Below are 24,462 nucleotides of genomic sequence, written 5' to 3'. Positions count from 1 at the left end.
CGAGATTGACGCTTGCTTTCCCTTCTCACCAGCGGGGAGACGGTGGCCCGAAGGGTCGGATGAGGGGGCTGTACGGCACGCCATAGATTGCCCTTCGCCTGCGCTCAGTGCATTCGCGGCTTTGCCGCTCACCCCCTCATCTGCCTGCCGGCATCTTCTCCCCGCTGGGGAGAAGGGGATGTAGCAACGCCGTGCTCATTGATTGAACTGCTGGTAATGGCCTGATAGGAGTTCCCACTACCCGCCGGCCTTGGGCGTGATCGTCACATCGGCGCCATAGGCATCGCGCAACTCACCTTCCTGTCCCGGCTGCCGGTCGGCGGCCTGGTGCAGCAAGATCGACTGGTATCCTTGCAAGCGCGTGCCCTCGATCAGCGTGATATCGGCATTGCCGGGATTGTCTGAGCGTTCGAACCATTCGACGGGGCGGTGCAGAAAATTCATTTCGACCGCCCGGTTGGTGACGCCATGGCCGACGATGACGACGTTGTGGTCGCTATTCTCAGCGTCGCGCATGACGGTCTGGAGGAAGAGACGCACCCGCTGGGCCACATCCGCCCGGCTCTCGCCATCCGGCGGCCGGGCGTAGAATTTGCCGCTGTTGCTGCGCAGCCTCGCCCATTTTTCGAATTCCTCGGGAAACTTCTGCTTCTGTTCGGCATGGTCATAGATTTCGGTGAAGAGGCCGAAATCCTGCTCGCGCAGCAGGTAATCCTCCCGGATCTCGCCGACGACACTTTCCGGCAGGGCTGTGAGCAGGGCGTCCTTGCTCTGCCGTGTCCTGAGGAATGGCGAGTACCAGATCTGCAGCTTGCCGAAATCGGCGCGCGGCAATGCCTTCAGATAGGAGGCGATGGCCCCGCCGGCTTCGACCGCCTGACGATGGCCCCACTGCGTCAGCGGCACGTTGTGATCGCCGAATTGGCGATAGGCCTGTTCGTTGAGGTTGCCGAGAGATTCGCCGTGGCGAACGAGAAAGAGGCGCATCAGCCATTCCGCAGTGTCGGATCTGGAATCGCCGTCATCATGAACGTGCCCGATGGAGAGGGCAACATCGCCACCGCGCCGGCTTTTCCGCAACCTGTCATCTTCCTGAAACACGAGTCTGGTTTTGGAAGGTGAGATGAAAGATGGGGCATGAGCGACGCTCGTGATAGACATGATGGAACCCAGACATTTCCGCACGCTCTTCATTTCCGATGTCCATCTCGGCTCGAAGGCCGCGAAGGCTGATTTCCTCCTGGATTTCCTGCGCCACCACGAGGCCGATACGATCGTTCTGGTCGGCGACATCGTCGACGGCTGGCGCCTGAAGCGCAGCTGGTACTGGCCGCAGGTCTGCAACGACGTCGTCCAGAAGCTGCTGCGCAAGGCGCGCAAGGGCACGCGCGTCGTTTATATCCCCGGCAATCACGACGAATTCCTGCGCGACTTCCCGGGCATGCATTTCGGCGGCATCGAGGTCGTCGACCGCATGATGCATGACGGCGCCGACGGCAAGAAATATCTGATCCTGCACGGCGACGAATTCGACGTCGTCGTCCGCAATGCCCGGTTGCTCGCCTATCTCGGCGACTGGGCCTACGACACGGCAATCCGCATCAACATCCTGTTGGCGGCCGTGCGCCGCCGCCTCGGCATGCCATACTGGTCGTTCTCGGCCTGGGCAAAGCTGCAGGTCAAACATGCCGTCAACTTCATCGGCGAGTTCGAGCGCGTCGTGGCGGAGGAAGCGCGCAAAAGCGGCGCCGACGGCGTGATCTGCGGCCATATCCACCATGCCATCATCCAGGACATGGACGGCATCCGCTACATCAATACGGGCGATTGGGTGGAGAGCTGCACGGCGGTCGCCGAGCATGAGGATGGCACCTTCGAACTGATCACCTGGCGGGCGCTCGCCAGCAGCGTGCCGGCGCTTGCCGCCATTGAAATGCGCGATGAAGGCGAACTGGCCCCGCAGGCGGCCTGATATCGGCATCGCCGCGCCCGCGCCCGCGCTCCACCGACTTACCCGTTACCGTCGGGCGACAGGCTGTATTTATTTTCTAAAACGTTTCAGTAGGGCTATTTCTCGCAATAGGCGCCTCCAGGGTGGTGTGTTAGGACAACGACCAGTTTCCTTCAGGTCCACCAATGATTCCCGCCCAACAGTCCCCGAGTGAGGGAGCGCCGCCGCGCTTCCGGCTGCTCAGCGCGCTTTCCTATTGCGCGCCGCTGCTCGTCAACGGCATCGTCCTGCCATTCTTTCCCGTCTGGCTCGCGACCCACAGCTTCAGCGACCATGAAATCGGCATCATCCTCGCCATACCGATGGTGGTTCGCGTGCTGGTGGCGCCTGTCGTCGCGATGATCGCCGACCGTCTGAAGGAGCGCGCCGACGTGCTGCTCTGGTCGGGCGGCCTGTCGCTGCTGACGGCGATCGCGCTGTTCTGGACGACGAGTTTCTGGCCGGTGGCGATCGTCTATGCGCTGCAGGGCGCCACCTTTGCGCCCTATGTGCCCGTCGTCGAATCGATCGTCATCTCGGGCGTGCGCCGCTGGGGGCTGGATTACGGATCGATGCGCGTCTGGGGCTCGATTGCCTTCATCGTCTCGACACTGGTCGGCGGCCAGCTGATCAGCCGGTGGGGCGGCGGATTGGTGCTTGATGTCATGGTGTTCGGGTTTGCCATGACCGTTGTCATGGCGATCTTCTGCCCGCGCATCGGGCCGACACGTCGGCGCGGCCAGCCGATCAACATTCCGGCCGCCACCGGCAGTGGGCTGCGCGAGCCGCATTTGCTGCTGCTCTTGATCGGTGTCGCCATCCAGCAGTCGAGCCATGCAGTGCTCAACGCGTTTTCGTCGATCTACTGGCATCATCTCGGCTTTTCCGGCACCGAAGTCGGCCTGCTGTGGAGCGCCGGCGTTGCTTCGGAGGTGACGGTGTTCTTCTTGTCGAAGCGTCTCAACCGGCGCTTCGATGCCTGGACGCTGATCCGCTTCGGCTGTGCCGTCAGCGTCTGCCGCTGGATCCTGTTTCCGATGAATGCGGGCTTTGCCGGATTTTTTCTGCTGCAATGTTTCCACGGCTTCACCTATGCCTTCGTGCATACCGGGGTGCAGCGGCGGATCATGGCGACGGTGCAGGAGACGCAGGAATCCTCGGCGCAGGGCGCTTACTTCTTCTATGTCGGCATGGCGATGGCGCTGATGACGCTGGCGTCGGGTTATCTCTATGCCTGGCTCGGCGTCGTCAGCTATTATGTCATGGCGCTGGTCGCGTTCTCCGGCCTCGGCCTCGTCATTTCAGCCTATTACCTTCAGCCCCAGAGCGTGCTTTCGGGCGGAAAAACCAGGGAAGCGGCGTAGCGCAGGCCGGGTTCGCGGTCGCGGGCAAGCAGCAGCGGGCCGTCGAGATCGACGAAATCGGCGTTCTGGGCGAGCAGCACGGCCGGCGCCATGGCAAGCGAGGTGCCGACCATGCAGCCGATCATGATGCTGAACCCAATCCGTTCCGCCTCGGCTTTCATCGCCAAGGCCTCCGTCAACCCGCCCGTCTTGTCGAGCTTGATGTTGATCGCGTCATAGCGGTCGGCAAGACTTGCGAGATCGCCGGTGTGGTGAACGCTCTCGTCGGCGCAGACGAGCAGCGGGCGGCGGATTTCGGCAAGCAGAGCGTCGCGGCCGGCCGGCAGCGGCTGCTCGACCAGAGCCACACCCGCTTGCGCCGCGATGTCGAGATGACGCTCCAGCACCGCTTCCGGCCAGCCCTCATTGGCGTCGAGGATGATTGTTGCATCGGGCGCGGCCGCGCGGACGGCGCGGATACGGCTTTCATCGTCGCCGGTTCCGACCTTGACCTTCAGCAGGGCGCGGCCGGCATGTTCGCGGGCCTGGGCGGCCATCACCTCCGGCTCTCCGAGCGAAATGGTATAGGCGGTGGTGAGCGGCTTCAGATCGGCAAGGCCGAGACGGGCGGCAACGCTTTCACCCGTTCGTTTCGCCTCAAAGTCCCAGAGGGCGCAATCGACGGCGTTGCGGGCTGCACCCGGCGGCATCGCCGACAAGAGGTCGCGGCGCGACAGTCCAGCCTCGATCAGCGGACGCGCGGCTTCGATCTGGGCAAAAACGCTTTCCATGGTCTCACCGTAGCGGCGATAGGGCACGCATTCGCCAAGCCCTTGCGCACCGTCTTCGGCGAGTGTGCAGGTAATCACCTCGGCCGCGGTCTTGGCGCCGCGGGAGATGGTGAAGGTCCCGGCAATCGGAAAGGAATTCATCTGAATATCGAGGGTGCGCGGCATTATTGCTGTCCTGTGAGCATGGAAATCGCACGTTGCTTCTGTATATTGACGCGCCGGGCGACGAAGGATCCGCCGAGTCGGCAATGTCGCAGTAAGCCTTGAAAGACATAAGTATCTTGAACGCCGAGAATCGCAACGTTGCCTCACTAGATGTGGACGACCAGTCCGATGGTTCGGGGCAGCATGTGCGTCTCAAGGGCAACTGGCGCAGCGCCTATGTGCATTTCGTGCTGCGCGACTTCGAGAAGCTGCTGCACCAGAAGGCCGGCGACCTGACGGTCGATCTCTCCGACATTAGCGATATCGATACCGCCGGGATCTGGTTGCTGTGCCGGCTGAAGAAGGAAGAGGAGGCGGCCGGACGGACCGTCCGCTTCGAAGGCACCAATCCGCATATCGACGAAATGCTGGCGATGTTTTCCGAGGAGCCGGCCAAACCGGAGCCCGAGCAGAGGGAGAAGGTCTCGCTTGCCGCGCGCATCCTCGCGCCGATCGGCAGGATGACCTACGACGTCTGGGACAATTTTGCCGCCGCCATGTATATCCTCGGCTCGGCGGTGCGCGGCGCGCAGATGAAGTTCGGCCGCGGCAGCGGCGTCTCGCCGGCCTCGATCGTCAACCAGATCGACCATATGGGCGTTCGCGCCGTTCCGATCATCCTCCTGATGTCGTTTCTGATCGGGGCGATCATTGCCCAGCAGGGCGCCTTCCAGCTGCGCTACTTCGGCGCCGAGGTCTTCGTCGTCGATCTCGTCGGCATTCTGCAATTGCGCGAAATCGGCGTGTTGTTGACGGCGATCATGATCGCCGGCCGTTCGGGCAGCGCGATCACCGCCGAAATCGGCTCGATGAAGATGCGCGAGGAGATCGACGCGCTGAAGGTGATGGGGCTGAACCCGATCGGTGTGCTGATCTTTCCGCGGCTGGTGGCGCTGACCATCGCGCTGCCGCTTTTGACGGTGCTGGCGAATTTCGCCTCGCTCGCCGGCGCGGCGGCCGTCGCCTGGGGCTATTCCGGCATCACCTTCGCCAACTTCCTGTCGCGCCTGCACGAGGCGGTGACGCTGTCGACGGTGCTCTCCGGCATGATCAAGGCGCCGTTCATGGCGCTGGTCATCGGCATTGTTGCCGCCGTCGAAGGGCTGAAGGTTGGCGGCAGCGCCGAATCGCTCGGCCAGCACGTCACCGCCGCGGTGGTGAAGGCGATTTTCGTGGTCATCCTGATGGACGGCCTTTTTGCGATGTTCTATGCAGCGATCGACTTCTAGCATGGCGAATCGCGTGGAAAAACCGATCGAAACGGAAGACAGGAACGAAAGGGACATCGTGCTGTCGGCGCGCGACGTCACCGTCGCCTTCGGCTCCAAGGTCGTGCTCGACAATCTCAACCTCGATATCTATCGCGGCGAGATCCTCGGCTTCGTCGGCGCATCGGGCACCGGCAAATCGGTGCTGATGCGCACCGTGCTCAGGCTGCTGCCGCGCCGCTCCGGCACGATCAAGATCCTCGGCCAGGATTTCGACGAACTCGACGAACCGCAGCGCAACGCGCTCGACATGCGGCTCGGCGTGCTGTTCCAGCAGGGCGCGCTGTTTTCGTCGCTGACGGTCAAGGAGAACATCCAGGTGCCGATGCGCGAATATCTCGACCTGCCGCGCTCGCTGATGGACGAACTGGCGCATCTGAAGATCCGCATGGTCGGGCTTGCCGCCGATGCCGCCGACAAATACCCGTCCGAACTGTCCGGCGGCATGATCAAGCGCGCCGCCCTTGCCCGGGCGCTCGCACTCGATCCCGAACTCGTCTTCCTGGATGAACCGACCTCTGGTCTCGACCCGATCGGCGCGGCTGAATTCGATGACCTGATCGCCAACCTGCGCGATAGTCTGGGACTGACCGTGTATATGGTCACGCATGACCTCGACAGCCTGTTCTCGGTCTGCGACCGTATTGCCGTGCTCGGAAAGAAACGGGTAATGGTGGAAGGCACGATCGACGACATGCTGGCCTATGACGATCCGTGGGTGCAGGCCTATTTCAAAGGTAAGCGGGCGCGCTCGATCGTGCCGCAGAATGATGGCGCGCGGCACGGCAGCAGCGGGAAGTGACCGGATAAATGGAAACCAAAGCCAATTACACGATTGTCGGTTTTTTCACGGTGCTGGTGATCGCGGCGGCCTTCGGCTTCGTCTACTGGATGGCCGAATATGGCCGCGGCGGCCCGATGACCGAGCTGATCGTGCGTATTCCGGGCTCGGCCAACGGCCTCAGCGTCGGCTCGCCGGTGCGCTTCAACGGCATTCAGATCGGTTCGGTGCAGACGCTGTCGATCGATGCCGACGATCCGCAATATTCGCTGGCCTTCACCCAGGTGCGCACCGACGCGCCGATCTACCCCTCGACCAAGGCCGCCCTTGAAATTCAGGGCCTGACCGGCGCCGCCTATATCGAACTGTCCGGCGGCCGCAAGGGCGAGGAAAGCATCCTCCAGCACGCGATCGACAACGGCAAACGCGCCGTCATCGTCGCCGACCAGTCGAGCGTCACCAATCTTCTGGCGACCGCCGACAAGATCCTCGATCGCGCCAATGACGCGGTCGGCGAACTTCAGGGGTTCATCGAAGATTCACGCGCGCCGCTGACCCAGACGTTCAAGAATGCCGAGACCTTCTCGGATGCGCTTGCCAAGAATTCCGGCAATATCGACGCCTTCCTGCAGAGCGTCGGTGAGCTTTCGAACACGGTGAAGGCGGTCTCCGGGCGGGTCGATTCGACGCTTCAAGCGGTGGAATCGCTGGTCAAGGCGGTCGACGCGCAGAAGATCGACAACATCGTCTCCAACGCCGAGAAGATCACGGCCAATGTCGCCGATGCCTCCGGCGACCTGAAGGGGGCGATCCAGAAGTTCGACCAGACGGCCACCACCTTCAACGATTTCGGCAAGCAGGCCCAGGCGACGCTCGACCGCGTCGACACGCTCGTCGCCCAGATCGACCCCGCCAAGGTGAAGGGCTCTGTCGACGACATCGCGCAGGCGACCAAGGATGCACGTGCCGCCGTCGCCTCGATTCGCGATGTCGCCAACACGGTTTCGTCGCGCCAGAAAGATATCGACCAGACGATTCAGGACGTTTCGCAGCTTGCCAACAAGCTGAATTCTGCCTCGACCCGGATCGACGGCATTCTTATCAAAGTCGATGCGCTGCTCGGAACCGACAATACGCAGTCGATGTTCGCGCAAGCGCGCGACACGCTGGAATCCTTCAAGAAGGTCGCCGACAACCTGAATGCGCGCATCGGGCCGATCGCCGACAATCTGCAGAAATTCTCCAGCGGCGGCCTGCGTGACGTGCAGACGCTCGTCAACGACATGCGCGGAACCGTGAACAATCTGAACGACACGATCACAAACTTCGACCGCAATCCGCAACGTCTGATCTTCGGCGGGGACACGGTCAAACAATATGACGGCCGGACGCGGCGTTAACTGGGAAGTCAGGGGTAGCCTAATATGGTCGCATCGCATCTGTTGTCGCGCCGTTCTTGGATCAGGGGAACGGTGATCGCGCTGTCGCTGACGGCGTTGATCCTTTCCGGGTGCGGCACCGCGGCCAAGAACGATACCTATGACCTGTCTGCCGCCGTCGACGGCGAGGGGCCCGCGGCCAAATCCCGCCAGATCCTGATCGCACCGCCAACGGCGCTGAGTGCGCTCGGCAGCGAGCAGATCGTCATCCGTGTTGGACCTTCGGAAATCCAGTATCTCTCGCGGGCGCAATGGGGCGACAAGCTGCCGCGCATGGTGCAGTCGAAGCTGGTGGAAGCCTTCGAGAACTCGGGCAAGCTCGGCGGCGTCGGCATGCCGGGGCAGGGGCTGGCGATCGATTATCAGGTCGTTACCGATATCCGATCCTTCGAGATCGATGCGTCGAACGGCAACCAGGCGGTGGTCGAAATCTCCGCCAAGATTCTCAACGACCGCAACGGCTCGGTGCGCGCCCAGAAGGTGTTCCGCGCCACGGCCCCGGCCGGCGGCGACAATGACGGGTTCGTCAAGAGCCTGGACCGCGCCTTCTCGACGGTTGCCTCCGAGATCGTCAGTTGGACGCTGCGTTCAATCTGAGATGGCGTTGCGCGGCCGCTGCGTCGACATCGAGGGTTGCCGATACTAAAAAATATTTGGCGCCATGAGGCTGCGGCTGCCATCGTATTCAATTTCTTCACGAATTTGTGGAACGCATCATGTTATCGCTGTCAGGAGGCATGCTGCATGGTGGTCGCACGCGTATTCGGAAAGTCGTCGTCGGAAGCGATACAGCGCGATAGCGAGCGCCTGGCTGCGTTGCAGCAGCTCGATCTCCTCGACACGCCGAGGGACGAAGGCTTCGAGCGGATCGTCCGCCTGATAAAGCAGATCTTTTCGATCGACATCGGGATCGTCTCTCTGATCGATGGACACCGGCAATGGTACAAGGCCTGTTCCGGCCTGTCGGCCGATGAGGTGTCGCTCGAGGACACGTTCTGCCGCTGCGTCGTCGACTGTGACGAGCCCGTCATCGTGCAGGATGCCACCAAGGATGCCCGCTTTTCAAAACATTCCGCGGTGACCGGTGAGGACCATATCCGCTTCTATGCGGGTGTGCCGTTGAGAACGAAGGCCGGGCACATGATCGGAACGGTATGCGCGATCGATCGCCGGCCAAGATCGTTCGGCAGCAGAGACCTCGGTATTCTTGAGGAACTGGCGGGGGCGGCGATGGACCGTCTCGAACTTGTGCAGTCGGCTGCCACCGACAGCCTGACGGAGGCGATGACGCGGCGCGCCTTCAAGCAGGAGGCTGATCAACTCATTTCGATTGCCTTGCGGCACCAGCATGACCTGTCCTGCATCGCTTTCGATATCGACCATTTCAAGCGGGTGAACGATACCTATGGGCATGCCGCGGGAGACGCGGTTCTCAAGACGGTAGCCTCGATTTGCAAGGCGACCCTTCGCGCCGGCGATCTGTTCGGGCGTATTGGCGGCGAGGAGTTTGCCGTCGTCCTGCCACATGTCGATCGGGAGGGAGCTGTCGCCGTCGCAGAGAAACTCAGAGCCGCCATCGCCGCGCAGCCCATTCGCGGCGATCACGGCGCCTTGAACGTCACGGCGAGCTTCGGAACCTCGGCGCTCTCGATGGTCAGCAAGGAGATCGAAACGCTCCTGGCTCAGGCGGATGCCGCGATGTATCAGGCCAAGCATGCGGGACGGAATCGTTGCGTGTCATGGAGTTCCATCCACGCCGACCACGCCATCGGCGCGCGGCGGCGGGTGCTGAAGGCAGGTTCGATCCTGTTCAACGATCGACGCTCGACCATCGACTGCACCGTTAAATCCATCGGCTCGGAAAGCGCCGGCATTTCGGTTTCGAATTCGGCCGGCATTCCTTCCGAGTTCATTCTTGCCATCAAGGGCGAAGGATTCGAAACGAATTGCAGGGTGATCGCCCAGGACCGGCAGCACCTGGAAGTGGCGTTCAGATAGCTGGAGCAATTCCAGGAAAAGTGCGAAGCGGTTTTCTGTCCGGAATTGCCTAAAAACAAAAAGCGAGAGCGGTTCTGCGCTTCTATCAAAAACCGCTCTCAGCCAGCAGCCTATTTCGTCGGCTGCGTATCCGTCATCGTCACTCCCGGCTGGTTGCCTGGCGTTGTCGAAGCTGTCGCGTTCGATGAGGAAGACAGGGTGCTGTCCAGCAGTCCTGCCATCTTGTCGTCGCGCAGGCTCGCGGTCTTCTCGCCCATGACCACGCCGACGACGCGGCGGCCATCCTTCAGTGCCGACGTTACGACGTTATAGCCGGATGCATCGGTATAACCGGTTTTGATGCCGTCGACGCCGTCATAGCGATACATGAGGTTGTTGTGACCGCGCAGCTTCATGCCGCGGAACTGAAAGCCACGCATGGAGAAGAGCTTGAACTCCTCGGGGAAATCCCGCATCAGCGAGAGGCCGAGGGTCGCCATATCACGCGCCGTGGTCACCTGCTCCGGATCGGGGAGGCCCGAGGGATTCTTGAAGACGGTATTCGTCATGCCGAGCTGGCGCGCCTTGTCGGTCATCGTCGTGGCGAAAGCCAGTTCGGAGCCGCCAAGCTGTTCGGCGATCGCGACGGCGGAGTCGTTGGCAGACAGAACGACGATGCTTTCGACCGCTTCGCGCAACGTCACCTGCCGGCCGGCGCCGACGGCGAGCTTGAAGGGCTCCTTGCTCTCGGCATTTTCCGACATGGTCAGTTTCTGGTCCCAGGTGAGGCGTCCCCCATGCAGGGCCTCGAAGGCGAGATAGAGCGTCATCATCTTGGTCAATGATGCCGGATAGTTCAGGACGTCCTGATTGGAGGCTTCGAGAACCTGACCGGACTGGGCATCGACGACGAAGCTTGCCTGGCCGGCTTGAGCCAGCGTGAAAGCGCCCATGAGCACGGCTGAAGAGAGCGCGGTGGCAAGGAGCCGTGAGGTCGTCTTGGTCATCGATGTTACTGTCTCTGTCGTTGGACGGTTGGGTGAGCTTATCGGCTAAACGCAAGCCGATCGAGAAAGTTTGTGACGAAATGAAGGACGGGCGGCAATAAAAAAGCCCCATCCACAGCTGATTCATTTTGTCTCGCCGTCTTGGCCTTTGACAACGGCACGGGCGGCACGTAGAAAATTCATCATGACCATGAAGCGCGCTCCCTTCTCCTGCCAATTCCGCACCTGCCTGCAGGTCGCGATTGTGCGCGCTTTTGACGGACGAGGTCTCCGCGTCCTGCTGTGACGTTGGGCGCTGTGGGCGTCCGGCGCACCGCTGGACGTAAAGCCCCAACCACGTCAATCAAGGCTGCCAGGGAGACAGGCACCGTGCTCAATCTTTATCATGTCAATTCGCTCGTCCATTGGGAGGAGCGCGAAATCCATCTGCGCGATCATATGATCGCCTTCTTCTCGCAAGAGGTCCGCAGCTTTCTCAAATCGGTCAATCCGGCCTGGGATGTGCGAAGGATCGAAGCGCCGGCGCTGATGCCGCGGGTACTGGTTTCCAGCGCCTATTCGAACGCCGACATCTGGATCCAGGAGCAGCTCTCCGCCGGCGATACCGTGCTGGTGCTGAGACCGGAGACCACGCCGTCGACCTATGCCTATATGCAGCATATTCTCGGAAATCACTCGAAGACGCGACTGCCGCTTTGCGTCTGGCAGGCGGGCCGGTCCTATCGCCGCGAGCAGGAGCAGCCGGCGAAACACATGCGGCTGAAGGAGTTCTGGCAGCTGGAATTCCAATGTGCCTTCACCGCCGACAGCGGCAACGACTATCACGCCGCCTGCCTCGAACCGCTACGCCGCATGATCGCCTCGCTGATCCATCTGCCGACGCGGATCGTGGCCTCCGACCGGCTGCCGGCCTATTCCGAGGTGACGATGGACATCGAGGTCGACAACGGCGACAAGTGGATGGAGGTCTGCTCGATCTCACGGCGCACGGACTTTCCGCAACGCTACCGGTCGCAGCCGAAGAAGAGAGCGGATGTCGACCACGATGTCCTCGTGCTGGAAATCGCCATCGGTCTCGATCGGTGCGTTTACAATTGGGGCAAGGCAGCCGACAGATAGGACAGGGCGGCAAAGGCGCCAGTCTGCTATGGAAGACTACTTCTGCTTGCCTTGGCATGCATCTCCTCTACAAATAAGGGATGGACGAGGCCGGACAAGTCGGTCCGGCTTCTCCGCCGCATATTCACAAACGGGTGAGAGACCATGCTGGTGATCTTCGGCGGCTTGCCGGGCAGTGGAAAGACGACTATTTCGCGCGCCCTCGCGACACGGCTCGGAGCCGTGCATGTGCGGGTCGATACGATCGAACAGGCAATCAGAACGTCGGGCGACCCTTCCCATGACATCGGCCCGGCAGGCTATGTCGTCGCCTACGGCATCGCGCAGGATAATCTGACGCTCGGCAGGCCGGTGGTCGCAGATTCGGTCAACCCTTTGACCATAACCCGCGAGGCCTGGCTGGCGGTCGCTGCGCGCTCCGGCGTGATCGCGGCCGAGGTCGAGGTAATCTGTTCCGACAAGACCGAACATCGCCGCCGGGCCGAGACGCGCAAAACCGACGTCGAAGGTCTTATCAAACCGACATGGCCGCAAATCGTCGAGCACGTCTATGAAGACTGGGGGCCGAGGCCGATCGTTGTTGATACGGCTGCGAGGAGTGTGCAAGAGATCGTCGATGCGCTGATCGTCAGGCTCGGGAATTGATGCCCGACTGATTTGATTTCAGCTCGGGCATGCCGAGCCTTATGAAAAGGCAATGTCGGCGGCGGGGCGGATTTCCACCGTCGCCTGGCCCGCGTCGAAACCGTCGAGCGTTTCATTGTGGTGGGCGACGATCTCAGAGAAGGTGAGGGTGGCCGTGTCGCCGGTGGTATGACCGTCGGCAATCAGAGTCACGCCATATCCGAGCGAGACGGCGCGCCTGACCGTCGTGTCGACGCAGAATTGCGACATGCAGCCGCCGATGACGAGGTGGGTGATCGAGCGTTCGTCCAGGCGTTCGGCGAGGTCGGTCTCGAAGAAGGAGTCGGCGCTTTTCTTGCGCACGACGACCTCGCCTGGTCCCGGCGCAATCTCCTGGCGCAGCGCCCATCCCGGCGTGCCGACGGCCAGGCGATGGCCGCTATCGCCGTCATGCTGGACCAGCACGACCGGCGCGCCTGCTTGCCGGGCTTGCTTTTGAAGCGCGGCCAGTCGCGCGACGGTTTGGTCGAGTGGCGGCATCAATCTGAGGTTGCCGCTCCGGCGAGGCTTTTCCGGAGAGAATCGCATTCTGCACGTCGATGATCAGAAGAGCCTGGGTCATTTGGGGGAAGTTTTCCTTGCTTGTCGCCAAAGAGATTTTGCTCGCACTGGCGTATTACGCGAAAAGCCGCCTGACACATGTTCAAGCGGCTTTCCCTGAGCTTCAGTTCAGATCGGCAAACTCAGCTGAGCCTGCCGGCCGCATGGGCGAGCATGGTGTAGACCTTGCCCGTATCCGAGGTGAGGTAGGACTGTGTGACAGTCTGGTTCGGGTCGGTGCGGGCGACGTCGGCGAGCAGCTTTTCGAAATCACCGATATAGCGGTCGACGGCGGTGCGGAACTCCGGTTCGCGGTCGTATTTGCGCTTGATCTCGTCGAAGGTCTGCTGGCCCTTCAGCGTGTAGAGGCGGCGGGTGAAGACGTCGCGCTCGCCGCGCTGGTACCGGCGCCAGAGATCGACCGAGGCGTCGTGGTCGATGGCGCGGGCAATATCGACCGACAACGAGTTCAGTGATTCGACGACGTGGCGCGGATTGCGGCTGTCATTGCTGCGGGCGGCCGGTGCGGCGGTTTCCGCAGGGCGGGCCGGGCTACGGGCCGGCGCCTCGTCGGCGGCTTCCTCACGCGATGCGCCGCGCAGGAGATCGCTGATCCAGCCGCCGCTTTCCGGACGAGCCGGCTCCTGACGGCTTGGTTGCTGGGTAGCGGTAGCCTGCGGAGCGGCGCGCTGGGGGGCGGCGGCCGGTGCAGACGGGGCGATCGTTCCGCGCAGGCCCGTCGCTTCGATCGGCGGACGCGCCGCCGGCTGCTGGGGCTGGGCTGCTGCCGGCTGGCTGGCGACTGGCTGGCTTGCGGGGGGCTGGGCGGCACGCGCGGCCGGCTGCGCCTGAGCGAGCGTGCGGGCGACGGGCTCGGAGATCTCAAGCTGCTGGCTGGAGCGGCCGACAAGCTGGGAGATATCCTGGAGCGCCTTGATCTGCTCGGCGACGGCCCGGCGCATGGCAGAGGCGCTTTCCTTGGCTTCTTCGGGAAGGTCGAAGGCGCCGCGCTTCAATTCGGCGCGGGTGGCGTCGAGCTCGTTGCGGATGTCGGCGGCGGAGCGGCGGATATCATCGGTGGCGCCGGAGAAGCGGCCGACGGCATCGTCGATCGCTTCGCGCAGCGCTTCGCGCATGTTCTGGGCGGCGCCGTCGGAGGCGCGGCCGGCTTCGCCGAGCATGCGCTCGACTTCCGACAGCGAGGCCGTCAGACCGCCGCGAATGCGGTTGGAGAGATCGCCGGAGCGACGCTCGACATTGGCGAAGGTGCCGTCGATCGTCGTATTGGCCTCGTCGCCGGCGCGGGTGATCGCCTCGCGCATCGTCTCGGCCGCTTCCTGGGCGCGCTTCTCGGTTTCGCTGAGAATGCGGCCGATATCGGCGAAAGAGGATTGCACGCCCTGGCGCAGATTGCCGGTGACCTGGTTGGAGCGCTGCTCCGCCCGCTCGAACACCGTTTCGATCATGCCGCCGAGGCCGCGCATGGTCTTTTCGATCTCGTCGGATCGCTGGACCAGGCTGACGGAGAGCGCTTGCAGCGCGCCTTCGCGCTCTTCGAGCGTCGAGGCGAGGTTGGACTGGGCGGCGCCGAGAAGCTGCGAGGCCTGGGTCAGGACCTTGGAGTGTTCGTCGAAGCGGCCGATGATGCCGCCGACCTGCGACAGCGTCTGGCCCGAAATGTCGGAAAGACGGTCGACCTTGCCTTCGAGAAGCCGGGTCGAGGCGTTGACCATCTCGGCAGCCTTGGTCGTGGAGTCGGCAAAGCGCGTCGTGGTCTCGCCGAGACGGCTGTCGACACTGGACAACTGCTCTGCGGCGCGGTTCATCATCATCGCCATCGCCGCACTGCTTTCCGACATACGCTCGACGAGGCCGTTGACGTTGCCGACCAGGCTGTTTTCGATGGCGCTGACGGCATTGGCGACATTCTCGGTGCGGGCGGCAACGGCGCTGGCGAGCGCTTCGTTTTCGGCGCGCAGACGATCGGCGCTGAGGTTGGCGGCGGCGGTGATGCGGGCGGCGGCCTGCTCGCCGGCATCGGTATAGCGGTCGATGATCGGACGGGCGGTTTCGTCGAGGATGCGCGTCAATTCGACCGAACGGCCTGCCAGCATCGAGTTGAGGTCGCGGGTGCGTTCGTCGAGCGTCGCGCGGATCGAATTGCCGCGCGCTTCGAGTGCCCGGTCGATCTCGGAGAAGGTCGTATCGATCTCGCGGGCGCGTTCTTCGAGATTGGAGCGGATAGCGCTGCCGCGGGCCTCGAGCGCCCGGTCGACATCCGCCATCGTGGCAGAAATCTCGCTGCCGGCTCCCGACAGCGTCGAGCGGATGGCATCGCCGCGCGTCTCCAGAGACTGGCCGGCATCCGACAGCGCCTTGGAGATGGCATTGACCTGCGTGCCGACGATGGTCTCGGCCTCAGCGACCTTGTTGACGATGGCGTTGCCGGCTTCCGAGAAGGTCTGGGCGACGGCGGCGGCCTGGCTTGCGAGCCTGCTCTGGGCCTCAGTGACGCGGGTGACGATCTGCGACGAGCGCTCATCCATGGTGCGGGTGAATTCATCGCTCTTGGCATTGAGATCGACGGCGAATTGCTGGCCGGTTTTGCCGAGCAGCTCGGTGGTTCTCGTCGCTTCGCCTTCCATTCCCTGAGCCGCTTCGGCAACCGCGCTGCGCAGCGTCGAGGCGAGGCCGGCGGCCTTGCCTTCGATGGTGCGGTTGACGGCCTCGAGCCCGACGGTCAACGCACGGTCCATGGTGGCGAGACGTTCCTCGATGCGTTCATTGCCGCGGTCGAGGGTTTCGCCAAGGTTTGCCGTGCGGCCTTCGATAGCGCCCGTCAGGCTGGTGGCGCGGCTATCGAGCGTCTCGGCCAGATGAGCGGTGCGGCTGTCGATGGCCTGCGTGAGGTTTGCGGCACTGCCTTCCAGCGTCGACGAGATGCGCCTGTTAGCGTCGTCACTGAGCGCGCCGAAACGGGAGATGCCGTCGGCAAGCACGCCGGAGAGCTGGCCGCTGGCGGCTTCGACCTTTTCGGCAACGCCGCCGACGCCGTCGCGGATGCGCGTTTCGATCGCCGCAAGACCGGCTTCGACACGCGATCCGGTTTCTTCAAAACGGCCCGTCAGGCTTTCCACAGACTGATCGAGTTGGGCGGAGAAATTCTGGGTGGAACTGGAAATCGCATTTGCCGCCTCCTGGAAGCGGCCGGCGATCTGGCCGGCGCCGGCATGCATGCGGTCTTCCAACGTCTGGGCGCTGGCATCGATCGCCTGGCGGATCGCGGCTTCACGATCCTCCAGCGACATTTCGAGCATGCTGACGCTGGTCGCCACCGAGGTGCCGATGCTGGTCGCGTGTTCGGTCAGCGTATCATTGATCAGCGCATGCGCCTGGTTCAGCGACAGGTCGATGGCGTTGGCGCGATCCTCAAGCGTCGTGCGGATGCGCTCATGGGCAGAGGTGAGCCCGCCTTCGATGCGTGCCGCGGCCTCGTCGGCGAGGCCTCCGAGCCGAACATGGGCATCGGTCAGACGGCCTTCGATGCGGCCGGTGAGACCGCCGACGAGATCCTCGAAGCGGGCGCCGCCGGCATCGAGAACGCCGGAAAGGGCGGCACTATGTTCGGAAAGCGCATTTTCGAGCCGCTGCTGATTGTCGGTGTAGGCGGCGCGGATGGCATCGGTCTTGTCGGTGAAGGCGCCGGCGACGCGCGACTCGGCGCCGGAGACGGCCTCCATGATGGCATTGCTGCGCGCTTCGAGCACGCTGTCGAAGCGGCTCTGGTTGTCGTCGAGCGAAATGGCGAGCGCCATGGTCTTTTCGTCGAGCGTGTCGGTGAGCCGATCGTGCGTTGCCGTCACGGCGCCGATGATCGCAGCGGTGCGGTGCACCAAGGCTTCCTCGAGGCGGATCTGGCCTTCGTTCAGCGAGGTGGCAATGGCCGCAGCGTTGCGGTCGAGCACACCGTTCAGGCCGTCATGCGTGCCGGAGACCGCGTTGGTGATCGCTTCGGCGCCTGATGTCAGCGTCTCTTCGAGACGGCTCTGGCTCTCGTTCAGCGAAATGGCAAGCGCCATCGCCCGGTCGTCCAGCGTCTCGGACAGGCGGTCGTGGGTGGCGGAGACCGCACTGAGGATGGATTCCGAGCGGCTCTCCAGGGTGTCCTGCAGGCGGCTCCGACCCTCGTCCAGGGAGGCGGCGATGGCTGCCGACTTTTCGTCGAGCGTTTCCGAAAGACGGTCATGCGTGCCGGACACGGTCTTGAGGAACGCTTCCGAGCGCGCTTCCAGCGTGTCTTCGATCCGCGACTGGCTCTCATTCAGCGAGATGGCGAGCGTCATCGCCTTCTCGTCCAGCGTTTCGGACAAGCGCTCATAGGTGCCGGAGACGGCATTCAACAGGGCTGCGGAGCCGGTCTCCAGCGTATCCTCGATGCGCGTCTGGGTTTCGTTCAGCGAAATGGCGAGCGCCATCGCCTTGTCGTCCAGTGTCTCGGACAGCCGGTCATGCGTGCCGGAGACGGCGTTCAGCAGAGCGGCGGAGCGGGTTTCGAGCGTCTCGTCGATGCGGGCCTGGCCTTCGCTCAGCGAGGTTGCAAAAGCTGCCACTTTGCCTTCCAGAGTCTCGGACAGGCGGTCGTGGGTGCCGGAGACCGCGTTCAGCAGAGCCGCCGAGCGGGTCTGGAGCGTGTCTTCGATGCGCGCCTGGCTCTCGTTCAAGGAGATGGCGAAGGCCGCCGTCTTTTCGTCGAGCGTCTCGGCAAGACGGTCGCGTGTGCCGGATACGGTGTTCAGCAGCGCCTCGGCACGCACTCCCAGCGCGTCCTCGATGCGGGCATGGCGCTCGTCGAGCGAGGTGGTCAGGGCGGCCGCCTTGCTGTCCAGTGTTTCGGACAGGCGGTCATGGGTACCGGAGACGGCGTTTAGCAGGGCCGCGGAGCGGGTCTCGAGCGTATTTTCGATGCGGGCCTGGTTTTCGTTGAGCGAAATGGCGAGCGCCATGGCCTTTTCGTCGAGCGTTTCGGCCAGGCGGTCGTGCGTGCCGGACACGGCGTTGATGATGGCATCGGAGCGTGATGTCAGCGCTTCCTCGAAGCGACCGTGATGGGCGGTGAGCGCCTCGACGAGCGCGCCGCCGCGCTCTGCCATGACGCTGTCGATACGGCTGTGGGCCGTGCCGACCGCCTCGCTGATTTCTGCCGCACGCGCCGAAAGCACGCCGCTCAGTTCCTCGGCGCGACCGCCGAAGGCAGACGTGACCCGCTCGGTGCCTTCGGCAACGGCGGTTGTCAGATCGGTGGTGGTGGTGCGCAGCGTGTCGCGCAATTCGGCCGAGCGCGTCTGCAGATTGTTCTGCAGCTCGGAAGTGCCGGATGCAAGCGTCAGCGCGATGTCCGAAGTAGCGCTCTGCAGCGCCGAAGTCAGTTCGCCGGTGCGGCTGCTGAGCGCCGTGGTGATTTCGTCCGCCCGGGTGCCGAGCGCGCTTTCCAGCATTTCATGGCCGGTGGCGAGCGCGGTGGCGAGCGCCAGCGACTGATCGGTCATCGACGAGCCGAGCCGGTCGATGCTGGAACTCAGGATACCGTCGATCGACTCCGAGCCGCCGGTCAGCGTCTCGTTGATGCGGGCGAGGCTCTCCATCAGCTTGGTGTCAAGCGAGCCGGTACGTTTGTCGAAGGCGCTGGTGAATTCGGCGACGCGTTCGTCGAAGGCGGTCGACAACTGGGCAACGGTCGTCTGCAGCCGCTCTTCGAAGAAGCCGGAGCGGACGTCGAGATCCATGACGGCGTCGTCAGCCGAGCTCTGCAGGCTCTGGCGGAAGCTTGCGCCCTTCTCATCGAGGGCGCTGTTCAGCTTCGACAGCACATCGTCGAGCGTACCGCCGATGGTGCGTTCGCCTGATGTCAGGCTCTCATTGATCTCGCGGGTGCGGGCGATCAGGATTTCGCTGAGCTGCTGCGTGCGCTCGTGCAGCGCGGCATTCAGCTTCTCGGTGCTGCTGTCCATGGTCGAGGCGCGCGTCTCGAACTGGCTGAGCAGTTTTTCGCCATGATCATTGAGGTTGACGGAGAGCGCTTCGAGGCGGTTGTCGAATTCGGTGGCGAGCGCGAAGCCCGATGCGTTCAACGTCTGCAACAGGCTGTCGGTCTTGGCGGCGAGCAGGCTGCCGATCGACTGAAGGGCGTTGTCGGATTTTTCCAAAATCGTGGCGGCGCGCGTATCGATCAGCGAGGCAAAGGCTTCGCCAGATGTGGAAAGCCGCACTGCGATCTCTTCGGTCGCAAGCGACAGTTCTTCCTTCAACTGGTCGTGGACGCTGCCGATCGAGGTGCGGATGCGGTCTGCATGGTTGACGATCGCCTCGCGCTCGGAGCCGAGTTCGTGGACGAGACCACGGACGCGCAACTCGTTATCGGCATAGGAGCGTTCCAGTGCATTGACTTCGGAATGGACGAGCGTTTCGAGCTCGGACGCACGCGCGATGGTGCGCTCGATGCCTTCGTTCATGGCCGAGACCTCACGGCGCACGGCCTGGCCGACGGTCATGATGCGCTCTGAGGCGATGGTTTCCGGCTCCGCCAGGCGCAATGCGACCTCCGCCATGGAACGGGCGGCGTTGCGCATGTCCTGGGCGCGGGCGATCATGATGGCGAAAGCATAGAACATCATCACCGGAATGATGATGCCGACGAGGCCGGCAATGACGCCGGGCAGGGCGACAAGATCGGCGAGCGAGCGGATCTGCCAGATCTGCGGCGCATACAGCAGCGACATCAGGCCGAGGCCGCCCATGACCCAGAGCACTGAGAACAGCGTTGCGGTGCGCATCGCCGACCGGCTGGAGGCGCCGTCAAAGGATTTCAGGATCGAGGCGGGCGTGTTGCGGCTGGCATCATTGGCGGGCGTGAAAGCCGGCCCTCTCGAAGCCTGCTCAGCCCCGGCGCCGCGACGGTTGCGGCGCTGCGCTTCTTCCTGGGCCTGCTGGTTACGCGCATTCACTGGATCAGACACATTAGCCTCCGGGGCCTCAGGCGCGTCGCCGCGGCGAGACGGCACGTTATCTTTGCCGAAGTCGATCTGGAGCGCCTCGTCCAATGCCTTGAACGCCTTGTCCTCAATCGACTCGTTATATTTGTTGTTCGCCATTGGTTATGCCTCGTTACTGTCGGCCGGTCCGGCAACGCAATCCCGGGCTTCCGCCTCACCCGGGGAACAACTTTGCCGTTTCAGCCTTCCATCCCAACGACGGACGGATAAGCATGTCATTTCAGAGTGGATAGCCGCTTTTTCAAACGGAAGGTATCAAAACACTACCATTATCCACTCGCTCGGCAAAGGCGCGTACCATAAACCCGCTCCACCAGTATCGTAGTGACACATCTGGGCTCTTCACACAATTAATGAAGGCTTGAGATTCAAGGCTCGTTAACTCGTTGTTAACATCTTTGAATCCGCGGCAGCGCTTAAAAACCAATAATTTAGGGATATTTAACGGACGTTAACCATATGGCGAGATTTCGGCCCCGGATGTGCCGGAATTTAACGCGATGGCCACCCTCCTGACGCAGAACTGTTGCAACAGCGCACGACACGAGACGGGAGAATTGGCAATGGCAGCTCAGATGGCAGCATTGAACATCGTATTCGAGGCGCCGGATAATGCAAAGGGACCCTGTCCCTCGAAGGTCCGGCCGATCGATCTCGTCCATCTCGCCAAGCAGACGATGGGCGACAAGTCGCTGGAAATTGAAGTCCTTCAGATGTTTGCACGCCAGGCTCGCGCATGTCTGCAGGATATTGCGAGCGGCGAAACCATCCGGGTCGGCGCGGCGGCGCACCGCCTGAAGGGCGCGGCAAGCTCGGTCGGCGCGTTCCGCGTGTCGCAGACGGCCGAAGCCGTCGAGGAAACCGGCGGTGACGCCGGTGCGACGGCTGCGCTCGGTGCCGCCGTCATCGACGCCGAGAATTTCATCCTGAAGCTCTGCCGCGGCTGATCCCTGTTCTAGATGCGTCCAAATGAGGCCCGTTGTTCCATTGCGGAACCGCGGGTCTTTTTGCGACGTCTTCCATGACGCTTTGAAGACGGCGGGTGACGGCCCGATCTGCGAGGTTAGGGCGACTTTCCCGATGTTGACTGAAGCGTCGAATTGTCGGAAGAAAATCCGCCCATCATTTGAAGACCGGAAATAGTCCTGATGCCCAAACTTACCATCGTCGCCTTCGACGGCACGCACTTCGACCTCGACGTCGACCAAGGCTCCACCGTCATGGAGAATGCCGTGCGCAATTCGGTGCCCGGCATCGAGGCCGAATGCGGCGGCGCCTGCGCCTGCGCGACCTGTCATGTCTATGTCGACGAGGCCTGGACCGAGCAGGTCGGCCAGCCGGAAGCGATGGAAGAGGATATGCTCGACTTCGCCTTCGATGTGCGCCCGACCTCGCGGCTGTCCTGTCAGATCCGCATGAAGGCTGCCTATGACGGCCTCGTGGTGCACGTGCCGGAGCGCCAGGCTTAAGCGCCTGCGCTTCACCTTCGCCAGTATACGATCCAGAAAAAAGACGCCTCGCGCGCTGGTGCGAGCGAGGCGAGGCGGGCGCATTACCTACGGATGAGGGAGGAACATCCGCGGCTTCGGAACGCGCCAGGAGAACCCAGCGATGAAAGGGCAGATGCCGTAGCTGCACTTTCGAATGTGTTCATATTAACGCGTTCCGGTTGAGTCTGCCAGGATGAAAAATGACCATTAAATCACTGGGGAGGCGGCAAGTTTCGCACAGGTTTCGTTGTGCAGCTAAGGTTTTCCGCTCGCAACCAGACTGAAAAAGCCTTATTTTGCGCCGGCTCGGCCATTGATTCGATTGTTCAGCAATCTCAACATGCGCTTCTGGAAATTGACCGCCTCGACCCGGTCGAATCGCGCCTGCTGCCGATCGTGCTCCTCTATACCGCGAGCTGATTCGCCCGAGACGAGTTCCTGCATGGCTTCGCAGCCGCGCTGCTGCGGCAGGGCGCGGATGGCGCGTTCCATGGCGCGGGCCTGATCGCGGGCGATTTCGGCATGGCGCTCCTCGTGACGCTTGATATCGCTCGACAGGGCGTCCCAGATCATCGACAGCTCCTTGCTGGCGCCCTTGCGGCTGTTCCAGCGCGGCAGGATGATCTGGGTGTGGACCGTGACCTTGACGTTGCCGACGCGGCAGCGGCCATTATCCTGGATATAGGTGGCTTCACCGCCGAAGCGGATCTTCGTTGCGCCGGGGTGGCGCGCCGAGGAACCGCTCGACGTCGGCCCGCGCCGGCTGAGTTCGCGGTCGAGCTCATCCGCGGTTTTGCCGCGAATGTCGAAATAGGAATAGCTTTTCGATGCAATCACTTCTGCTTGCACTGGGCTGCAGACGGAAAGAGCAATGGAAAAGGCGATAGGAAGGACCATATAACGCACTGCAAGCGGCATTCTGTACGCAACCCGTGTTGAAATCGACCGGAGCTTGGGGCATAGCCACCGCAAGCGCAATATCGGATGGCGCTTTTTTCGCGATCGATGGGATAAGTCTGGTGACAGGGTTCGAAGGCAGTTTATGGCGTGTGGGCCATGGCCGGGAGATCGAACTCGGCCGTCGTTCTCTCATCATGGCGATCATCAACGTGACGCCGGACTCCTTTTCCGACGGCGGACGCTTCGAAACCGTCGATGCTGCGGTCGAACATGGGCTTCGGGCGGTGAGCGAAGGGGCCGGGATTATCGATATCGGCGGCGAATCGACCCGGCCGAACGCCGCTGCCGTCAGCCCTTCCGAGGAGCAGGCGCGTGTGCTGCCGGTCATCGAGGCGCTGCGCGGGCGTACCCAGGCGCTGATTTCAATCGACACCTATCGCGCCGAGACGGCGCGGCTTGCGGTCAGCGCCGGCGCCCACATCGTCAACGACGTCTTTGGGCTGCAGAGGGAGCCGGATATCGCCGACATCGCGGCGGCGACCGGGGCCGGGCTCTGCATCATGCATACCGGCCGCGACAGGGCGAAGCTTCCCGACGTGATTGCCGACCAGGTGCATTTTCTGAAGCGGTCGCTTGAGATCGCCCAGGCAGCCGGCGTCAACAGCGACCGCATCGTGCTCGATCCCGGCTTCGGCTTCGCCAAGGAGACGGCAGAGGAGAACCTCGAACTGATGGCGCGGTTTTCCGAACTTTCCCGCTTCGGCCTGCCGCTGCTTGCGGGGACCTCGCGCAAACGCTTCCTCGGCGCGGTGACCGGGCGTGAGGCGGCAGACAGGGATGCGGCAACGGCCGTCACCAGCGCCTTGCTCAGGGTTCAGGGGGCTGCGATTTTCCGGGTGCATAATGTCGCAATCAACAGGGATGCGCTGGATATTGCCGATGCTATGCTGAATGCGCGCCAGGAATTCGAGAGGAAGCGGCCGACATGACCACCTACACGATCACGCTGCAGAACTGCGCCTTCTTTGCGCGCCACGGCGTGCATGACGAGGAGGAATTCCTCGGCCAGCGCTTCTTCGTCGATGCCGAGCTCGATGTCGTTGCCGGCGAGGCGCTGAAAAGCGATTCGATCGACGATACCGTCAATTACGGCATCGCCTTCACGGTGATCGAGGGGATCGTCACCGGCAAACGGCGCTACCTGATCGAAGCCCTGGCGCTCGATATAGCCAAGGGGCTCTGCGAGACATTCCCGCAGGTCCGGCGGGCGAAGATCACGGTGCGCAAGCCGAACGCGCCGGTGCCCGGCGTGCTCGATTTCGTGCAGGTGAGCGTTGAACACTTTGCCTGAAACTGCATTGCAATCGGCCACACTTGGCCTCGGCGGCAATATAGGCGATCCCGTCAAGGCGATGGCCGCCGCCTTGCAGCGGCTGGACGCACGAGACGATTGCCGGGTTACGGCGGTCTCGCGGCTCTACCGCACGCCACCCTGGGGCAAGACCGACCAATCCTTCTTCTTCAACGCCTGCGCCGCCGTCGAAACTCGGCTGAAGCCGGAGGCCTTGCTCGATGTCTGCCTGTCGATCGAACGGGAGATGAAACGCGAGCGTATCGAGCGCTGGGGGCCGCGCACACTCGATATCGACGTGCTGACCTATGACGAAGTCATCCAGGAGGCGCCGCGGCTGGAACTGCCGCATCCGCGCATGACCGATCGCGGTTTCGTGCTGATGCCGCTTGCCGATATCGCGCCGGACCTTGTCGTCAAGGGCAGGGCGGTCAGCGACTGGCTTGAAGATGCCGAGGTGGCCGGCATCGAAATCGCCGATAACCGCCGCGACTGGTGGCTACAGATCTGAGGCGAAGATCCTGAAAAG

At 62.8% G+C, this 24,462-nt stretch carries 19 protein-coding genes and 1 pseudogene; 14 read left to right on the top strand and 6 right to left on the bottom strand.

All coding sequences use genetic code 11. The features are described 5' to 3' along the window. Positions 1 to 237: 237 nt before the first annotated feature. Positions 238 to 987 (bottom strand): histidine phosphatase family protein, encoded by a 750-nt coding sequence (locus AMK05_RS12130; protein ID WP_064841346.1) that lies wholly within the window; start codon positions 985 to 987, stop codon positions 238 to 240. Positions 988 to 1,159: 172 nt separating this feature from the next. On the opposite strand from AMK05_RS12130, the gene AMK05_RS12125 reads away from it, so the two are divergent. Together AMK05_RS12125 and AMK05_RS12120 are read left to right on the top strand one after the other, a co-directional pair. Next, the gene (locus AMK05_RS12125; protein ID WP_064838678.1) at positions 1,160 to 1,972 is read left to right on the top strand and encodes a UDP-2,3-diacylglucosamine diphosphatase; all 813 of its coding nucleotides are present in this window, start codon (positions 1,160 to 1,162) and stop codon (positions 1,970 to 1,972) included. A 164-nt stretch (positions 1,973 to 2,136) separates the two neighbouring features. After that, on the top strand, positions 2,137 to 3,354 hold the full coding sequence (locus AMK05_RS12120) for an MFS transporter (protein WP_064838669.1): 1,218 nt from the start codon (positions 2,137 to 2,139) through the stop codon (positions 3,352 to 3,354). Here AMK05_RS12120 and dgcA read toward each other — a convergent pair. Then, positions 3,306 to 4,289, bottom strand: coding sequence for an N-acetyl-D-Glu racemase DgcA (gene dgcA, locus AMK05_RS12115; protein ID WP_064838668.1), 984 nt, complete (start codon positions 4,287 to 4,289; stop codon positions 3,306 to 3,308). The two genes, AMK05_RS12120 and dgcA, sit on opposite strands and share 49 nt — an antisense overlap. A 98-nt stretch (positions 4,290 to 4,387) precedes the next feature. On the opposite strand from dgcA, the gene AMK05_RS12110 reads away from it, so the two are divergent. The 5 genes from AMK05_RS12110 to AMK05_RS12090 all read left to right on the top strand — a co-directional run bounded on the left by AMK05_RS12110 (position 4,388) and on the right by AMK05_RS12090 (position 9,814). Continuing rightward, complete coding sequence (locus AMK05_RS12110; RefSeq protein WP_171899776.1) at positions 4,388 to 5,557, top strand: ABC transporter permease; 1,170 nt, start codon at positions 4,388 to 4,390, stop codon at positions 5,555 to 5,557. 1 nt (position 5,558) lies between these two features. Beyond that, a complete protein-coding gene (locus AMK05_RS12105; RefSeq protein WP_064838666.1) occupies positions 5,559 to 6,398 on the top strand; it encodes an ABC transporter ATP-binding protein in 840 nt (279 codons plus the stop codon). Positions 6,399 to 6,406: 8 nt separating this feature from the next. Continuing rightward, positions 6,407 to 7,777: an MlaD family protein gene (locus AMK05_RS12100; RefSeq protein WP_064838665.1), complete on the top strand. Its 1,371-nt coding sequence runs from the start codon at positions 6,407 to 6,409 to the stop codon at positions 7,775 to 7,777. Between the two features lie 24 nt (positions 7,778 to 7,801). Further along, the gene (locus tag AMK05_RS12095; RefSeq protein WP_064838664.1) at positions 7,802 to 8,413 is read left to right on the top strand and encodes an ABC-type transport auxiliary lipoprotein family protein; all 612 of its coding nucleotides are present in this window, start codon (positions 7,802 to 7,804) and stop codon (positions 8,411 to 8,413) included. Positions 8,414 to 8,560: 147 nt separating this feature from the next. After that, positions 8,561 to 9,814 carry a sensor domain-containing diguanylate cyclase gene (locus AMK05_RS12090; RefSeq protein WP_064838663.1) on the top strand — a complete coding sequence of 418 codons (1,254 nt, stop codon included), beginning with the start codon at positions 8,561 to 8,563 and terminating at the stop codon, positions 9,812 to 9,814. A gap of 110 nt (positions 9,815 to 9,924) precedes the next feature. Here AMK05_RS12090 and AMK05_RS12085 read toward each other — a convergent pair whose 3' ends face one another. Continuing rightward, positions 9,925 to 10,800: a D-alanyl-D-alanine carboxypeptidase family protein gene (locus tag AMK05_RS12085; RefSeq protein ID WP_064838662.1), complete on the bottom strand. Its 876-nt coding sequence runs from the start codon at positions 10,798 to 10,800 to the stop codon at positions 9,925 to 9,927. Positions 10,801 to 11,169: 369 nt separating this feature from the next. On the opposite strand from AMK05_RS12085, the gene AMK05_RS12080 reads away from it, so the two are divergent. Beyond that, positions 11,170 to 11,919, top strand: coding sequence for an aminoacyl--tRNA ligase-related protein (locus AMK05_RS12080; protein WP_064838661.1), 750 nt, complete (start codon positions 11,170 to 11,172; stop codon positions 11,917 to 11,919). Between the two features lie 144 nt (positions 11,920 to 12,063). Next, positions 12,064 to 12,564 (top strand): AAA family ATPase, encoded by a 501-nt coding sequence (locus AMK05_RS12075; protein WP_064838660.1) that lies wholly within the window; start codon positions 12,064 to 12,066, stop codon positions 12,562 to 12,564. A 39-nt stretch (positions 12,565 to 12,603) separates the two neighbouring features. On the opposite strand, the pseudogene AMK05_RS12070 reads toward AMK05_RS12075, so the two are convergent. After that, positions 12,604 to 13,165, bottom strand: a pseudogene (locus tag AMK05_RS12070) (cysteine hydrolase family protein). Between the two features lie 121 nt (positions 13,166 to 13,286). Beyond that, positions 13,287 to 20,291 carry a hypothetical protein gene (locus tag AMK05_RS12065; RefSeq protein WP_064838659.1) on the bottom strand — a complete coding sequence of 2,335 codons (7,005 nt, stop codon included), beginning with the start codon at positions 20,289 to 20,291 and terminating at the stop codon, positions 13,287 to 13,289. A gap of 464 nt (positions 20,292 to 20,755) precedes the next feature. On the opposite strand from AMK05_RS12065, the gene AMK05_RS12060 reads away from it, so the two are divergent. Then, positions 20,756 to 21,139 carry an Hpt domain-containing protein gene (locus tag AMK05_RS12060; RefSeq protein ID WP_003569019.1) on the top strand — a complete coding sequence of 128 codons (384 nt, stop codon included), beginning with the start codon at positions 20,756 to 20,758 and terminating at the stop codon, positions 21,137 to 21,139. 201 nt (positions 21,140 to 21,340) lie between these two features. Continuing rightward, complete coding sequence (locus AMK05_RS12055) at positions 21,341 to 21,661, top strand: 2Fe-2S iron-sulfur cluster-binding protein (RefSeq protein WP_064838658.1); 321 nt, start codon at positions 21,341 to 21,343, stop codon at positions 21,659 to 21,661. Positions 21,662 to 21,973: 312 nt separating this feature from the next. Here the strand turns inward: AMK05_RS12055 and AMK05_RS12050 are convergent, their stop codons facing one another. After that, on the bottom strand, positions 21,974 to 22,600 hold the full coding sequence (locus AMK05_RS12050; protein WP_064838657.1) for a DUF922 domain-containing Zn-dependent protease: 627 nt from the start codon (positions 22,598 to 22,600) through the stop codon (positions 21,974 to 21,976). Between the two features lie 101 nt (positions 22,601 to 22,701). Between AMK05_RS12050 and folP the strand changes: the two genes are divergently transcribed. Genes folP through folK form a run of 3 tightly spaced genes read left to right on the top strand, consistent with a single transcriptional unit; the run spans position 22,702 to position 24,444 of the window. Next, the gene (gene folP / locus AMK05_RS12045; protein WP_064838656.1) at positions 22,702 to 23,571 is read left to right on the top strand and encodes a dihydropteroate synthase; all 870 of its coding nucleotides are present in this window, start codon (positions 22,702 to 22,704) and stop codon (positions 23,569 to 23,571) included. After that, the gene (folB, locus tag AMK05_RS12040) at positions 23,568 to 23,933 is read left to right on the top strand and encodes a dihydroneopterin aldolase (RefSeq protein ID WP_003586182.1); all 366 of its coding nucleotides are present in this window, start codon (positions 23,568 to 23,570) and stop codon (positions 23,931 to 23,933) included. The genes folP and folB overlap by 4 nt, the downstream gene beginning before the upstream one ends. Further along, entirely contained in the window at positions 23,926 to 24,444 is a 519-nt protein-coding gene (gene folK, locus AMK05_RS12035; RefSeq protein ID WP_171899828.1) for a 2-amino-4-hydroxy-6-hydroxymethyldihydropteridine diphosphokinase, read from the top strand. The genes folB and folK overlap by 8 nt, the downstream gene beginning before the upstream one ends. Positions 24,445 to 24,462: the final 18 nt, after the last annotated feature.

Origin of the sequence: Rhizobium sp. N324 (assembly GCF_001664485.1) — a bacterium.
Classification (GTDB): domain Bacteria; phylum Pseudomonadota; class Alphaproteobacteria; order Rhizobiales; family Rhizobiaceae; genus Rhizobium.
Note: the sequence above shows the minus strand (reverse complement) of the source record. Positions and strands in the feature narration are given on the sequence as shown.